This is a genomic window from Asticcacaulis aquihabitans, assembly GCF_032490435.1.
Classification (GTDB): domain Bacteria; phylum Pseudomonadota; class Alphaproteobacteria; order Caulobacterales; family Caulobacteraceae; genus Asticcacaulis.
The window spans coordinates 552732-566296 of record NZ_JAVGWM010000004.1 but is presented as its reverse complement, the minus strand read 5'-3'; the positions used below and the strand labels follow the sequence as shown (position 1 = coordinate 566296).

At 58.7% G+C, this 13565-nt stretch carries 12 protein-coding genes; 9 read left to right on the top strand and 3 right to left on the bottom strand.

All coding sequences use genetic code 11. The annotated features are described in order from the left end of the window. Positions 1 to 68: 68 nt before the first annotated feature. Positions 69 to 2048: an alpha/beta hydrolase family protein gene (locus RCJ00_RS16970; protein ID WP_316223424.1), complete on the top strand. Its 1980-nt coding sequence runs from the start codon at positions 69 to 71 to the stop codon at positions 2046 to 2048. A gap of 86 nt (positions 2049 to 2134) precedes the next feature. Here RCJ00_RS16970 and araD1 read toward each other — a convergent pair whose 3' ends face one another. Beyond that, positions 2135 to 3130 (bottom strand): AraD1 family protein, encoded by a 996-nt coding sequence (gene araD1 / locus RCJ00_RS16965; RefSeq protein ID WP_316223422.1) that lies wholly within the window; start codon positions 3128 to 3130, stop codon positions 2135 to 2137. A gap of 124 nt (positions 3131 to 3254) precedes the next feature. Here araD1 and RCJ00_RS16960 point away from each other — a divergent pair, with 124 nt between their 5' ends. The 3 genes from RCJ00_RS16960 (at position 3255) to RCJ00_RS16950 (ending at position 7342) form a co-directional block, all read left to right on the top strand. Then, positions 3255 to 4076 carry a FadR/GntR family transcriptional regulator gene (locus RCJ00_RS16960; protein ID WP_316223420.1) on the top strand — a complete coding sequence of 274 codons (822 nt, stop codon included), beginning with the start codon at positions 3255 to 3257 and terminating at the stop codon, positions 4074 to 4076. Between the two features lie 258 nt (positions 4077 to 4334). After that, positions 4335 to 5522: an aldose epimerase family protein gene (locus tag RCJ00_RS16955; protein ID WP_316223419.1), complete on the top strand. Its 1188-nt coding sequence runs from the start codon at positions 4335 to 4337 to the stop codon at positions 5520 to 5522. 8 nt (positions 5523 to 5530) lie between these two features. Continuing rightward, on the top strand, positions 5531 to 7342 hold the full coding sequence (locus tag RCJ00_RS16950; protein WP_316223418.1) for an IlvD/Edd family dehydratase: 1812 nt from the start codon (positions 5531 to 5533) through the stop codon (positions 7340 to 7342). A 79-nt stretch (positions 7343 to 7421) separates the two neighbouring features. On the opposite strand, the gene RCJ00_RS16945 is transcribed toward RCJ00_RS16950, so the two are convergent. Next, on the bottom strand, positions 7422 to 8585 hold the full coding sequence (locus RCJ00_RS16945; protein ID WP_316223417.1) for an MFS transporter: 1164 nt from the start codon (positions 8583 to 8585) through the stop codon (positions 7422 to 7424). 92 nt (positions 8586 to 8677) lie between these two features. On the opposite strand from RCJ00_RS16945, the gene RCJ00_RS16940 reads away from it, so the two are divergent. The 3 genes from RCJ00_RS16940 (at position 8678) to RCJ00_RS16930 (ending at position 12004) form a co-directional block, all read left to right on the top strand. Continuing rightward, complete coding sequence (locus tag RCJ00_RS16940; protein ID WP_316223416.1) at positions 8678 to 9580, top strand: LysR family transcriptional regulator; 903 nt, start codon at positions 8678 to 8680, stop codon at positions 9578 to 9580. A 109-nt stretch (positions 9581 to 9689) separates the two neighbouring features. After that, positions 9690 to 11045, top strand: coding sequence for an MFS transporter (locus tag RCJ00_RS16935; RefSeq protein ID WP_316223415.1), 1356 nt, complete (start codon positions 9690 to 9692; stop codon positions 11043 to 11045). Positions 11046 to 11161: 116 nt separating this feature from the next. Then, entirely contained in the window at positions 11162 to 12004 is an 843-nt protein-coding gene (locus tag RCJ00_RS16930; protein ID WP_316223413.1) for an MCP four helix bundle domain-containing protein, read from the top strand. A gap of 62 nt (positions 12005 to 12066) precedes the next feature. Here the strand turns inward: RCJ00_RS16930 and RCJ00_RS16925 are convergent, their stop codons facing one another. Continuing rightward, positions 12067 to 12465: a YccF domain-containing protein gene (locus tag RCJ00_RS16925; RefSeq protein WP_316223411.1), complete on the bottom strand. Its 399-nt coding sequence runs from the start codon at positions 12463 to 12465 to the stop codon at positions 12067 to 12069. Between the two features lie 348 nt (positions 12466 to 12813). Between RCJ00_RS16925 and RCJ00_RS16920 the strand changes: the two genes are divergently transcribed. Together RCJ00_RS16920 and RCJ00_RS16915 are read left to right on the top strand one after the other, a co-directional pair. Continuing rightward, positions 12814 to 13011, top strand: coding sequence for a DUF4169 family protein (locus RCJ00_RS16920; protein WP_316223410.1), 198 nt, complete (start codon positions 12814 to 12816; stop codon positions 13009 to 13011). A gap of 159 nt (positions 13012 to 13170) precedes the next feature. Next, on the top strand, positions 13171 to 13410 hold the full coding sequence (locus tag RCJ00_RS16915) for a ribbon-helix-helix domain-containing protein (RefSeq protein ID WP_316223409.1): 240 nt from the start codon (positions 13171 to 13173) through the stop codon (positions 13408 to 13410). Positions 13411 to 13565 lie beyond the last annotated feature (155 nt).

Sequence of the window (13565 nt, the reverse complement as noted above, 5' to 3'; positions counted from 1 at the left end):
TGGCAACCGCGCGCTTGAATTGCCGCGCGGCACATCATAGCTTGGGGAACTGCCCTTTGAGACCGCTGATGCCCCATGCCCAGAATCGCCGTGCCCTGAATCGGCGCACCCTGAACCGCCGCGCTCTCCTTGCCATGACGGGCGCAGGCGCTTTGACTATAGGACTGGGTAATGCGGCCAACGCGGCGGACTTGCTGCCGCGACCAACGCCGCGCGACTGGGCGAAATCACCGGCGCTTCGCTTCGTTTGCCTGTCGCCTGGCGGTACCCACATCGCCTACATGCGCGAAGAGAACGGCCGCAAATACCTCTATGAATACGTCATCGCCACCAAGGCCTTCCAGACCTATGATCTGGGGACGGCCAAGATCGCCTCGATCTGGTGGATCGACGACGGTCATCTGGCGGTTACATCGATGGCGACGGACAAGTTCGAAGCCTTTTCCGGCGGACGCGACACCTACTATATCGTCAGCGTCTATAACCTGCAGGCTCGGACCATCAACACCCTGTTCAGCCAGATCGAAGGGTTCAAAAGCTTCGTCAGCGGCGCCGTGCGGATCATCCACTCGAATGGCAAGCGGCAGCTCACCGCATCGTCCTTTCCGATCAATTACGACGAAGCGCGCTATCTTTACCGCTTCGATCTCGACCGGTCGGCCAACGCCACAGTCATGGACAGGGCGCCGTGGCACACCGAGAACTGGATACTGACGCCGGATGGCGAGATGCTGGCGCGTGCCACCTATTCTCAAAAGACAAAGGTCTGGGAGTTGCAGCGCTATAACCAGGGCATCTGGAAGACCATCTTCAGCCAGCATGCGGAACTGGATTATCCCAATCTGGTCGGGCTGGGGCGTGACGGTCAATCGGTCGTGGTCTTTATGAATGCCGGCGAAACAAAGGGGCACTATTACGAAGTGTCCGCCGATGGAGTGTTTTCATCACCGCTGCCCATCAAAGGGCTTACGGCGGAACCGATTTTCGATCCAAAGACATTCCGGCTCAGCGGATATACGACCTATGACGGCTGGACCCAGGAACACTATTTCGATCCGGCGATGAATGCCCTGGTCGACAAAGCCAAGGCATCAGTCGAAGGCTACCGCATGAGCATCATCGACCGAGCCGATGATCCGCGCCAGATGATTATCTATTCCGAAGGTGAAGACGACGCCGGCACCTACTACTTCCTGGATTTGAAGGCCGGGACCAGCCTGACCATAGGCGCGGAATATCCGCACATCCCGCCGGAATGGATCACCACAAAAACCGTGATCACCTATAAGGCCGCCGATGGACTGGAGATCGAAGCCTATCTCAGCCTGCCGCCCAACCGTGACGCTAAAAACCTGCCGCTTGTGGTGCTGCCGCACGGCGGCCCGGTGGCGCGGGACGGACAGGAATTCGACTCCGAGTCTCAGGCCTACGCCTCACGCGGATACGCCGTGTTGCAGCCCAATTTCCGCGGATCAAGCGGTTACGGCGAGGATTTCGTTGAAGCCGGTTACGCTCAATGGGGCCGCAAGATGCAAACCGATCTGTCGGACGGCGTGCGTCATCTGGTCAAGGCAGGAACGGTCGATCCCAAGCGCGTCTGCATCGTCGGCACCTCCTATGGCGGATATGCCGCCCTGGCCGGTGCGGCCTTCGATCCGGGTATCTATCGCTGCGCCGTTGATGTGGCCGGCGTGACCGACCTGGGCGATTTCCTGGAAAGCATTCGTGGCTATGACACCACCGTCGAGTCGACCACCTATCGGGGGGAAAAGCGCATCCTCGGCGATCCAGCCACCTATGCCGAGGTCTCGCCGGTTTTCCATGCCGCCAAGATGAACATCCCCATACTGATCGTTCACGGCAAGGACGATACCGTCGTCCCATTCAGTCAGAGCCTCGCCATGGTCAACGCCCTTAAGGCGGCCAAGAAGGATGTCACCTTCATTCAATACGACCATACCGACCATTGGGAAACCAACGAAGCCGCGCGGGCGGACATGTACGAAGCCATCGTCGCCTTTATCGAAAAGCACAATCCGCCACGATAGGTGACGGGCCGCCCAAAAACAAAAAGCTCCGGACAGTCGCCCGGAGCTTTTTCAATAAGAGCTTTTTCAATGAGAGACTGTGTCGATCAGAGCGCCTTTACGGCCACCGTCTGCTCGGCATTGGTCTTGAGCGGATTACGCAGGCCGTAGACATAGGGCTCGGCAATGATTTCAAAGACATCGCCGTCCTTGGTCTGGATGCCGTCGGCGAAGGATGCCGTGGCGGTGCCGAAACAATGGACATGTACGTCGCCGGGTTGGCGGAACAGGTCGTATTTGAAGTGGTGGTGTTCCAGGTTGTCCAGCGAATGGGACATATTGTCCTCACCCGAGATGAAAGGCTTTTCCCAGATGATTTCATTGCCGCGCCAGATGCGCGAGGTGCCGCGCACGTCGCGGGGCAGCTCTCCCGTCAGGATTTCGACGCCAAGCGAAGCGGGGCGCAGCTTTGAATGGGCCAGCCACAGGTAATTCTGCTTTTCGGTGACATGGTCGGAGAACTCGTTGGCCAGCGCGTAACCGATCCGGTAGGGCGCGCCATCATCACCGATCACATAGATACCGGCCATTTCCGGCTCTTCACCGCCGTCTTCGGCGAAGGCCGGCGATTGCAATTCGGCGCCGGGACCGACCAGGGTCGAGCCATTGCCCTTGTAAAACCATTCCGGCTGAGCGCCAACGGTGCCAGCCTCAGGCTTGCCACCCTTCACACCCATCAGGAACATGCGCATCGAATCGGTCTGGGTTTCCGCTGCGGCGGCCGCCTTGTGCATCTTGTCGCGGCCTTCGGCGGAACCGAGATGGGTCAATCCGGTGCCCGTTACGTGCAGGTGCGCAGCATCGGGGTGATCGATCGGCGCCAGGACACGACCTTCGGCCAAGGCCACGGCGACATCGACCGCCTCGCCCGTCCCAAGCGCGGCCACTTGATCGGACAGGGACTTGCCGGCGGCAATCGCCTTGCGGGCCAATTCATAGGTCGAATTCACGCCGGAAATAACATGCGCAGATCCGTCCGCCTGAGCTGCCAGGACGCGGCGCTCACCTTCCGGCGTAACTATCTGGATGAGACGTAGGGACATGGTATTTCCTCACTTTTTTCGGCAGCCCGCCGCGTTATTTACTCAGACAAATGGATTTAACCCAAGCTCTTTAGCTTGTAAATTCACTTTGTCAAACAGACAATTCAATGTCATGTGTTAAGGCATGAGAAAACCCGTTGCCCCGCCCCCTACTACCGAATTACGCCCGACCGGCAACCGTCTGAAAATGAGCGGTGGACGCCCGTTGCGAACGGACGGCCAGCACAATGCCGCCATACACGGCCACAGCATGTATCAGGGCCGTTTGCATGGCGCCCTCGCCCATCGCCTGGGCGTCGATATTCTCAAGGGCACGTTCAAGTCTGGCGAGATCCTGCCCAATGAAATTGAATCGAGTTCGAAGCTCGACATCTCGCGCTCGGCCTATCGCGAAGCGATCCGCATCCTGGCCGCCAAGGGCATGGTCGAAAGCCGGCCGAAAACCGGCACGCGCGTCACCGAACGCGAACGCTGGAACCTGCTCGACCCCGAAGTTCTGGGCTGGATGTTCGAAACGGAGCCAAGCCAGGACTTCATCAAGTCCCTGTTCGAACTTCGGCTGATCACCGAACCCGCCGCCGCCGAGCTGGCGGCTGTGCGCCGCAGCGACGATCAGGTGGAACAGATGCGCACCGCACTGGACATCATGAAGCGCGACACCTTGCAGACGGAAACCGGCCGCCGCGCCGATCTCGACTTCCACCATGCGCTGATTCAGGCGACTGGCAACGAGGCCTTGGCATCGCTGTCCAGCTCCATTGAAGCCGCAGTGTCGTGGACCACGCGGTACAAGGCCCGTCACAACGCCCTGACCCGCGACCCGGTGCCGGACCATGAGCGCGTCTTTGAAGCCATCGAACGCCGCGATGCCGGCGGGGCGCGGTGGTGCATGGAATCGCTGATCCGCATGGCGCATGAAGACACGCAGAAAACCTTCCATCCCTGAGAATCGGTGACTCTGTACCGTGATGGGAAACAGGCCTGGGATGGGCCACGGCCTACCGTGCATGTGAACGCGATTATTTGATCCGTTTTCTGTTTTATTTTGTACGATATATACTTTTTTTATTGTCTGACTAATGCCCGCGCGGTATGACGGAGTCGGTGACTCATAATTATGCGCCCGGAGTCTCATCTGGGTTGCAACACAGGTTGGAGACCGGCCGCCCAATGACGGTACGGTTGATCTCAGAGAGGATGTAATATGCTGAATTCGAAGAGAATTGCGCTTGTCGCGGGACTGAGCGTGCTAATGGCCCTTGGGGCCTGCAGCAAGCCCGCGGAAAAGGCGGAAACCGCTTCCGCAACGGCCGGCGCCACCACGGCGACCCGCCTGCCCTTCGGCGCCTTGTCCGACGGCACCCAGGTCGAGATGGTTGAACTCAAGAATTCAAAAGGCGTCACCGCCCGCCTCATCACCTACGGCGCTGCGATCCAGAGCTTGATGGTCCCCGACCGCGACGGCAAGGCCGCCGATATCGTGATCGGCTACGACAGCATCGAGGGCTACGAAAAGACTCCGAACTATACCAATGTCACGGTCGGCCGTTACGCCAACCGGATCGCCAAGGGCAAGTTCACCCTGGATGGCAAGACCTATACCCTGCCGATCAATAACGCGCCGAATTCGCTGCATGGCGGCACCAAGGGCTGGGACAAGAACAACTGGACCATCAAGGACGTGAAATCCGGCGGCGACACCTCTTCCGTGACCTTTACCCTGACATCGCCGGACGGCGATCAGGGCTATCCCGGCAAGGTCGTGGCCGAGGTTACCTATTCGCTTAACGAAAACAATGACCTGACCGTCAGTTACAAGGCCACTACCGACAAGCCAACCGTGATCAATATGACCAATCATGGCCTGTTCAACCTCGGTGGCATTCCGGCGACGCGCCCGGCCACCGACGCCGTGCTGACCATCCAATCCGACGCCATCCTGCCGGTCGATAAGTCCCTGATCCCAACGGGCAAGGAAATGCCGGTCAAGGGGACGCCCTTTGACTTCACCACCCCGGCCCTGGTCAGTGAGCGCGTGACCGCCAAGGATCCGCAGATTGTCATCGGCAACGGCGGCATCGACCACAATTACATCATCCGTGGCGGCGTGACGCCGACGCCGAAGCTGGCGGTCACTCTGGAAGACAAGACGTCCGGTCGCGGCATGGCCATCTCGACCACTGAACCGGGCATTCAGATGTATACCGGCAACTTCCTCGACGGCACCGTTGCCGGCAAGGGCGGCCAGAAGCTGGTCAAGTACCAGGCCATCGCCTTCGAAGCCCAGCGCTATCCGGATAGCCCGAATCATCCCGACTTCCCCACCACGCGCCTCGATCCGGGTCAAACCTACACCCAGACGACCGTCCATCACTTCTACGTTGTGAAATAAGAGTACAGATGTCCGACTCCTCCGATCCTTCCGTCAAGGCGACCAAGCTCCGTTCTCGTGCCTGGTTCGACAATCCGTCGAACCCTGACATGACGGCGCTCTACCTCGAACGCTACATGAACTTTGGGCTTTCGCTCGAAGAACTGCAATCTGGCAAGCCGATCATCGGCATTGCCCAGACGGGGTCGGACCTGTCTCCCTGCAACCGCCACCACCTTGTCCTGGCCGACCGGATCCGTGAAGGTATCCGGGAGGCCGGCGGCATTGCGCTGGAATTCCCGGTTCATCCCATACAGGAAACGGGCAAGCGCCCGACGGCGGGCCTTGATCGCAATCTGGCCTATATCGGCCTAGTCGAGGTGCTGTACGGCTATCCGCTCGACGGCGTCGTTCTGACGATCGGGTGCGACAAGACCACGCCGGCATGCCTGATGGCAGCGGCCACCGTCAATATCCCCGCCATAGCCCTGTCGGTCGGCCCGATGCTCAATGGCTGGTACAAGGGTCAGCGCACCGGTTCCGGCACCATCGTCTGGAAGGCGCGCGAGCTGCTCGCCGCCGGCGAAATCGACTATCAGGGCTTCATCAAGCTCGTCGCGTCCTCCGCGCCGTCCACCGGCTATTGCAATACCATGGGCACCGCAACGACGATGAACTCGCTGGCCGAGGCGCTCGGCATGCAATTGCCCTATTCCGCCGCCATCCCCGCGCCGCACCGCGATCGCCAGGAAACGGCCTACCTGACCGGTAAACGCATTGTCGACATGGTGCATGAGGACCTCAAGCCGTCGGATATCCTGACCAAGGAAGCCTTCGTCAACGCCATCCGCGTCAACTCCGCCATCGGCGGTTCGACCAACGCCCCTATCCACCTGAACGCCCTGGCCCGTCATATCGGCGTCGATCTGTCGGTGGAAGAATGGCAGACCTATGGCGAAGACGTGCCTCTGCTCGTCAACCTGATGCCAGCCGGCGAATATCTGGGTGAAGATTATCACCATGCCGGCGGCGTGCCCGCCGTCGTCAAGCAACTGATGACGCAAGGCCTGATCCACGAGGATGCCCTGACCGTCAACGGCAAGACGATCGGCGAAAACTGCGGCAATGCGGTGATCGAAGACGAAAACGTCATCAAGACCTATGACAAACCGTTGAAAACGCGTGCCGGTTTCCGTGTCCTGACCGGAAATCTGTTCGATTCGGCCGTCATGAAGGTTTCCGTCATTTCGCCGGAATTCCGCGAACGCTACCTGTCGAACCCCGCCGACCCGGAAGCCTTCGTTGGGCGCGCCGTCGTGTTCGACGGTCCGGAAGACTATCACCACCGCATCGATGACGAATCGCTTGGCATCGACGAGCACTGCATCCTGTTCATGCGCGGCGCCGGTCCTATCGGCTATCCCGGTGCGGCTGAAGTGGTCAACATGCGCGCCCCGACCTATCTGATCAAGCGCGGCATCCACTCGCTGGCCTGTATCGGTGACGGCCGCCAGTCCGGTACGTCGGGCTCACCGTCCATTCTCAATGCCTCACCCGAAGCCGCGGCCGGCGGTAACCTGGCCTTGCTCAAGACGGGCGACCAGGTTCGCGTTGACCTCAAGGTTGGTACGGTCAACGTGTTGATCTCGGACGAGGAACTGAAAACCCGCCGCGAAAAGCTGGAAGCCGAAGGCGGCTACAAATACCCCGCCAGCCAGACGCCGTGGCAGGCCATGCAACGCCGCACGGTGGGCCAGATGGGCACAGGCGCATGCTTGGAAGACGCTATCGAGTTCCAGCACATCGCCCAGACGCGCGGCCTCCCCCGCGACAATCACTAGCTCGTCTGCCGTACTCGCAAAGAAAAGCCGCCCGTATCAAACCGGGCGGCTTTTTTATTATATGCCGCATTTATGTATGTCAGGCCAACTGCGGTTTGCGCTCCAGTCGAATGGCCAGCCATGCCACGGCAAAGGCGGAAATTGGCAAGATCGCCGCCACCCAGGGCAGGATGTTGAGCCCTTGGGCGTAGCCGGCTATGACCGCGCCCCCAACCCACGCACCGATGGCATTGCCGAGATTGAAGGCGGCAATGTTAAAGCTGGAAGCCAGGCTCTGACCGGACCCTTCCGCCTTGCCAAGCACCCAGATCTGCAACGGCGGCACCGTGGCGAAGCCCGTGACGCCCAAACCGAAGACGAAAAGGACGGCCCCAACCTTATTGTGCAAGGCAAACGCGCCAGACACCAGGACCGCGAACAGAGCGATAATCGCGCCCAGCAAGGCGTCGACCAGGTTCCTGTCGGCCAGACGGCCACCCAGCAGATTGCCGATAACAAGCCCACCGCCGAAAACCAGCAGGATCGGTGCAACCGCGCTTTCGCTGAAGCCCGTGAGGGTCGTCAGTAAAGGAGCGATATAGGTAAAGACCGCGAAGACCCCGGCAAAGCCCAGCACCGTCGTCAGCAATCCGAGAAGCACCGGGCGCCGTGTAAAGATGCGGAAATCGCTCTTCCAGCTTTCGACCTCTTTCGGCGCTTCCGTATGCGGGACAAAGGCCGCCAGCACCGCCATCGCGGCGACGCCGATCAGGCCGACGGCCCAGAAAGTGGCGCGCCAACCATAATGCTGGCCCAACCAGGTCCCGAACGGCACGCCCAGCACATTTGCGACCGTCAGGCCGGTGAACATCAGCGCCACAGCCGACGCCCGGCGCTCCGTCGGCACAAGGGAGGTCGCCAGCACCGAACCTATGCCGAAGAAGCTGCCGTGCGCCAATGCCGTGATCACCCGGGCGGTCATAAGCAGCCCATAGTTTGGCGCCAGGGCGCAGGCGATATTGCCGATGGTGAAGATGAGCATCAGGACGATCAATGCCGTCTTTTGCGGCCAGCGCGACATCCATCCGGTCAGCAAGGGCGCGCCGGCGACCACGCCAAGGGCATAGCCACTGATCAGAAGGCCGGCCTTGGAGACCGTGACATGGAAATCGTGACCAACATCGAGCAACAGGCCCATAATAACAAATTCAGTGACGCCTATGCCGAAGGCGCCGATCGTTAAGGCGTAAAGTGCGAGGGGCATGAGGAAACTCCATTTCAAGCGCATCAGATAGACGCTTCGCGCCGGATGAATTAGAGTGCATTATAGAATATCATTTATGAGTTGATTTCATCATGCGCCAAGACAGCAATCGGTTCGGAGATATGGAAGCCTTTGTCCGGGTCGTCGATTTAGGCGGGTTTTCGCCGGCGGCGCGTGATCTGGGGCTAACACCGTCGGCCGTCAGCAAGCTGATCAGCCGCCTTGAGGCGCGCCTCGGCTCACGCCTGATCAACCGCTCTACCCGCAAGCTTCTGCTGACGCCCGAAGGCGAGCTGTTTTTCGAGCGCAGCGTACGCCTCCTGGCCGACCTTGATGACACGGAGCGCAGCATCGGTGCCCATCGCACACCACGCGGCCGCCTTAGGGTTAGTGTCAATGTCCCCGTCGGTCGCCGCATTCTGCTGCCTTTGGTGCCGAAATTCCTGGCTCAGTACCCGGAGGTCGAGCTCGACATTTCCATGACCGATCTGGTTGTCGATCTTTACGAACAACGCACCGACGTCGCCCTGCGATCGGGGCCGATGAAGAATTCCGGCCTGATGGCGCGTAAACTGGGTGAAACACGGCTGGATATTGTCGCCAGCCCCGCCTACCTGGCCAAATATGGTACGCCGCTCACCCCCGGCGATCTGGTCCACCATCGCTCCGTTGGCTTCGGGTACAGTCGAATGATGGACGGCTGGCCGCTGGTGATCGACGGACGAACGGAAATTTTCACTGTCCCCGGGCCGGTTAAGGTCGGCGACGGCGATAGCGTCCATCGCCTATGCCTAGATGGCCTTGGCCTGGCACGTCTGGCGCGTTACATGACGGCTGACGATATCGCGCAGGGGCGGCTTCTGCCTGTCCTGGAAGAGGGCAATCCCGGAGACATCGAAGAATTGCACGCCGTTTATCTGGGTCAGGGCGGTCACATGCCCGGCCGGATTCGTGCGTTTCTCGACTTTCTTGGTGAACATGTGCGCATGGGCTAGATTGCAACGAAATTCAACCTTGTCACCGGTGTCATTTCTTGCCTAGTATCGCCGCCTGTTCTGAGCTAAATGTCAGCGCTCTATAAGAATAAATGCCTAGGGAAACGTAATGTCACAGGATCAAAGCCCTGATGCCGTCATAAATGCGGCGGCCGGTAAGGCCAGCAAATACCGGTGGGCCATCTGCATCATGCTGTTGGTGGCCATGGTCATCAATTACACTCACCGCCAGACCTTCGCGTTGTTGAAGGATACGGTCGGCGCCGAACAGGGCTGGACCGAACAAACCTATGCCGACATCGTTTTCTGGTTCCAGTGCGCCTACGCCATCGGCTACATTACGTTCGGCGGTATTATCGACCGCTTCGGTGCTCGCACCGGCTACACCATCGCCTTCGTTATCTGGACAATCTCCCATACCCTGACCGGCTTCGTCGGCAATGCCACCCAGTTCATGATGGCGCGTTTTGCCCTCGGCATCGGCGAGTCGGGTGCCTTCCCGGCCAGTTTGAAAGCCATTGCCGAGTGGTTCCCGCAAAAGGAACGGGCTCTGGCCGTCGGCATTTTCAATGCCGGCTCGAACCTGGGCGCCATCGTAGCCCCCTTTGCCATTCCGCTAATCACCCTGCCCTTCGTCAACATGACCTTCGGGGAGCACCACCTGAGCATGACCGGCCTTGGCTGGGGCTGGCGCGCCTGCTTCTTCGTCACCGGCCTGCTCAGCATGGTCTGGGTTGTCGCCTGGTGGCTCATGTACCGCACTCCGCGTGAACATCCGAAGGTCAACGCCGCAGAACTGGCCATCATCGAAAGCGACCCGGCCGATACCGGTGCCAAGATTCCGTGGCTGAAGATCATTGGTGTCAAGGAAACCTGGCTGTTTGCCATCGCCAAGTTCCTGATCGATCCGATCTGGTGGGTCTGGCTGTTCTGGCTGCCCGGCATGTTGAAGAAAAATTACGGCCTCGACCTGTCGAGCTTCGGCCTGCCGATTATCGCCATCTATCTGATGTCCGATGTCGGCTCGGTGGCCGGCGGCTGGCTGTCGGGCAAGCTGATCAAGTCAGGCGTCAGTGTCAACTGGTCGCGCAAGATCACCCTGCTCGTCTTCGCCCTGCTCGTCATGCCGGTCTTCGCCCTCGACGGCGTAAAGGATCTGTGGGTTGCCGTTCTCATTATCGGTATCGCCACTGCCGCGCACCAGGCCTTTTCGGCCAATGTCTATACCTTGCCGACCGATACCGTGCCACGCAAGGCCGTCGCCTCGGTCATTGGCTTCGGCGGCATGTGCGGTGCCATTGGCGGCATGCTGATGTCAAAGAATGTCGGGTTCATCCTGGAAACAACCGGCTCTTACAAGACCATCTTCTGGATGGCCGGCTCAGCCTACCTGATTGCCCTGATCGTCATTCACCTGATCAGCCCAAAGCTGGAACGTACAACGAAGCTGGACGGCGTCGCATAACCTCTGCGCGCCGGCCTTGTGTCGCTATTTCAACCCGGATCTCACGATCCGGGTTTTTTCTTTCACTTATTTCTTAATCTTTGGCTATATGCTGTCTCCCAACTGGGGAGGTCGCAATGTCGATCCGAGCACGTATTTTGATTCTGGTGGGCTGTTTTGCCCTCATGGCAATCGGCCTCACTGGCCTCGGTCTAATGACCATCGCCGACTATAACCGCATGATAAAAACCTATGACCATGCCTACGACGCGGCCTGGCGCGGTGAGCGATTCAATCATCTGATCAGCAATGTCGTCATGGAAACGCGCGGCCTGTACAATGCCGAAAACGCCACCCAGAACGCCGGTTTTGTCGCGAGCCTGAACCATAATCTCGATGAGATGCAAAGCTTGATTACAGACTGGCAGGCCGTCGCCACTCCGGCCGAACAGCCGCGGCTCAAAGCTTTGGCGACCCAGACCCAAACATTCGTCACTCTGCGTCGCCGCGTGGGCCAACTGGCCGCCGCCGGCGATCTGGCCGAGGCGCAAAAGCTCAGCACCAATAACCGTCCCGCCCGCATCGCGTTTCAAGCCCAGGTCGAAAGCCTCGTGCAATCCACGCGGCAGGAGTTGAATACCGTCAAGGGAACCGCGGACGCCTATAGCAAACGCCGCGCCGGTCAATTCCTGATCACCGCCCTGTTCGCCATAGCCATAATAATGGGTCTATCGGTTTGGGTCGTGTCGCACTTCATCACAACACCTTTGCGCAACCTGGCATCGGCCATAATCAAAACGTCTAAGGGCGAGTATGAGCACACTATCGTTGTGCCTGATTCGGAAGATGAGGTGGCGTCCGTATGGCGTGCCCTGGCTGTGCTTAAAGAGCGCGCCATAGAAGCCGAACGCCTGGCCGCTGCGCAACGCGAGGCAGAACACCGCGAAGAGATGAAACTGCGGGAAATATTGCTCGACTAAAGCTTTGCCGGGTTTGACCCTATCAGAACTAGATGCCTTACTGCCCCCCTTACTGGCAGCTGTTACGGCTTATCGACGACCATCTTGCCCACGGGCGCCAAGGCGAGTTGCGCCAGCTGAATATCCTTGAACGCAAAGGGAATGCCGACAATCGTCACCGCTTCGGCTATAGCGGCCACGACGTGAGCCAGGGCAATATACCAGCCGGCGAATACGAACCAGATGATGTTCAAAATAACCCCGAGACAGCCGGTGCCTATATCAGCTTCGCCCGTATAGCCTTCGCGGTCGACGATCTGCTTGCCGAATGGCCAGAACACGAAGCCGGCAATGCGCCACGCCGAAAACGCCCAAGGCAGGCCAACAATGGTGCACGCCAGGACAGCGCCGCCCAGCAGCCACAGGCATCCCGTGACAAAACCGCCGAAAATAAACCAGAGAATATTGAGCACCAGTGTCATGGGAAGTCCTTTCATCCGTTATCACTATAGTCGTTTCAGCACCGCGATCATGTTAAATTTCAGTCATATGGGACGAGATTGACATGCGGTAGGCTGATACGCGCAGGCGACCGCCCGGCCTATGGACTCACCTGAAAGGAAGGCGTATACTTTAGTTCGCCTTCTCCATGCTTAAATAGCTTTATTTTTGCTTGAAAACGACCCAATTTGGCCAGTTCATAGTCCGATTGTGACGAACCGTTTACTTGAAATTGCAAGCGACCAACCATTGGTGTTATGAAGCGAACAGGACGCGTCACCGCATGCAAGGGCGACGCGCTAAAGGGCGAATTAGAGGACAAGACACGGATGGCTGACCTAATCAATCTCAATAAAGCTCGGAAAGCCAAGGCAAAAAACGAGAAAGCCGCACGGGCGGCGGAAAACCGCATCCTATACGGCATTTCAACCCATGTTAGAAAAATCGAAAAGACGAAGCAAAAGAGGGACGCCGAAAAAGTCGACGCTCACCGCCTGAAATCTGAGCCCGACAATAAAAACGGTTGACGACTTACAATAAAAGACCACAGATTATCTTCCAATAACAACACAAGGTTAAATAATACCAGAGGTCACCATGAATAATCTTATCCCGATCGCGCGTGACGGACCCCCGTCCGTAACGGGTTGCATAAGGGCAAGGCTTCATGAAAAGGGAGAAAAGCAATGCCTGGGCTAAAAAAACGTTCCGTCAACCTGGCAGGTCACGCCACATCGGTCGCATTGGAACCTGAATTTTGGACGGTTCTGGAAACCATGTCCAAAGATCGTCGAATCAGCCTCGCCGCCTTGATCGCGGAACTTGATTCCAATCGCGGCGAAAGCCTGTTGGCGTCCTTCTGTCGCCTGTCGGCCCTCGCTTATGCACAAAGCAAAAGTCCTGGCGCCAAACGCAAAAAAGCCTGACCCGATCCCGCACGCCCTTGTCTGCGCCCGATCGGCGCGTGAAAGTTGCAGCGGGATTTTTTAGAACCTTGTGAATAACATTGTTATCCACGGGCTCTGTCAGCGTCTTGGTCCGCTCCGGCCAGATATCTATCTGGCCGGACGGGACAACGTTC

What these genes read in the sequence shown, in the direction of transcription:
- RCJ00_RS16925 (WP_316223411.1), bottom strand. Translation starts at nt 12,465, where the DNA reads ATGACACTGGTGCTCAATATTCTCTGGTTTATTTTCGGCGGTTTTGTC.
- RCJ00_RS16950 (WP_316223418.1), top strand. Translation starts at nt 5,531, where the DNA reads ATGTCCGACTCCTCCGATCCTTCCGTCAAGGCGACCAAGCTCCGTTCT.
- RCJ00_RS16920 (WP_316223410.1), top strand. Translation starts at nt 12,814, where the DNA reads ATGGCTGACCTAATCAATCTCAATAAAGCTCGGAAAGCCAAGGCAAAA.
- RCJ00_RS16945 (WP_316223417.1), bottom strand. Translation starts at nt 8,585, where the DNA reads ATGCCCCTCGCACTTTACGCCTTAACGATCGGCGCCTTCGGCATAGGC.
- RCJ00_RS16955 (WP_316223419.1), top strand. Translation starts at nt 4,335, where the DNA reads ATGCTGAATTCGAAGAGAATTGCGCTTGTCGCGGGACTGAGCGTGCTA.
- RCJ00_RS16940 (WP_316223416.1), top strand. Translation starts at nt 8,678, where the DNA reads ATGCGCCAAGACAGCAATCGGTTCGGAGATATGGAAGCCTTTGTCCGG.
- araD1 (WP_316223422.1), bottom strand. Translation starts at nt 3,130, where the DNA reads ATGTCCCTACGTCTCATCCAGATAGTTACGCCGGAAGGTGAGCGCCGC.
- RCJ00_RS16915 (WP_316223409.1), top strand. Translation starts at nt 13,171, where the DNA reads ATGCCTGGGCTAAAAAAACGTTCCGTCAACCTGGCAGGTCACGCCACA.
- RCJ00_RS16935 (WP_316223415.1), top strand. Translation starts at nt 9,690, where the DNA reads ATGTCACAGGATCAAAGCCCTGATGCCGTCATAAATGCGGCGGCCGGT.
- RCJ00_RS16960 (WP_316223420.1), top strand. Translation starts at nt 3,255, where the DNA reads ATGAGAAAACCCGTTGCCCCGCCCCCTACTACCGAATTACGCCCGACC.
- RCJ00_RS16970 (WP_316223424.1), top strand. Translation starts at nt 69, where the DNA reads ATGCCCCATGCCCAGAATCGCCGTGCCCTGAATCGGCGCACCCTGAAC.
- RCJ00_RS16930 (WP_316223413.1), top strand. Translation starts at nt 11,162, where the DNA reads ATGTCGATCCGAGCACGTATTTTGATTCTGGTGGGCTGTTTTGCCCTC.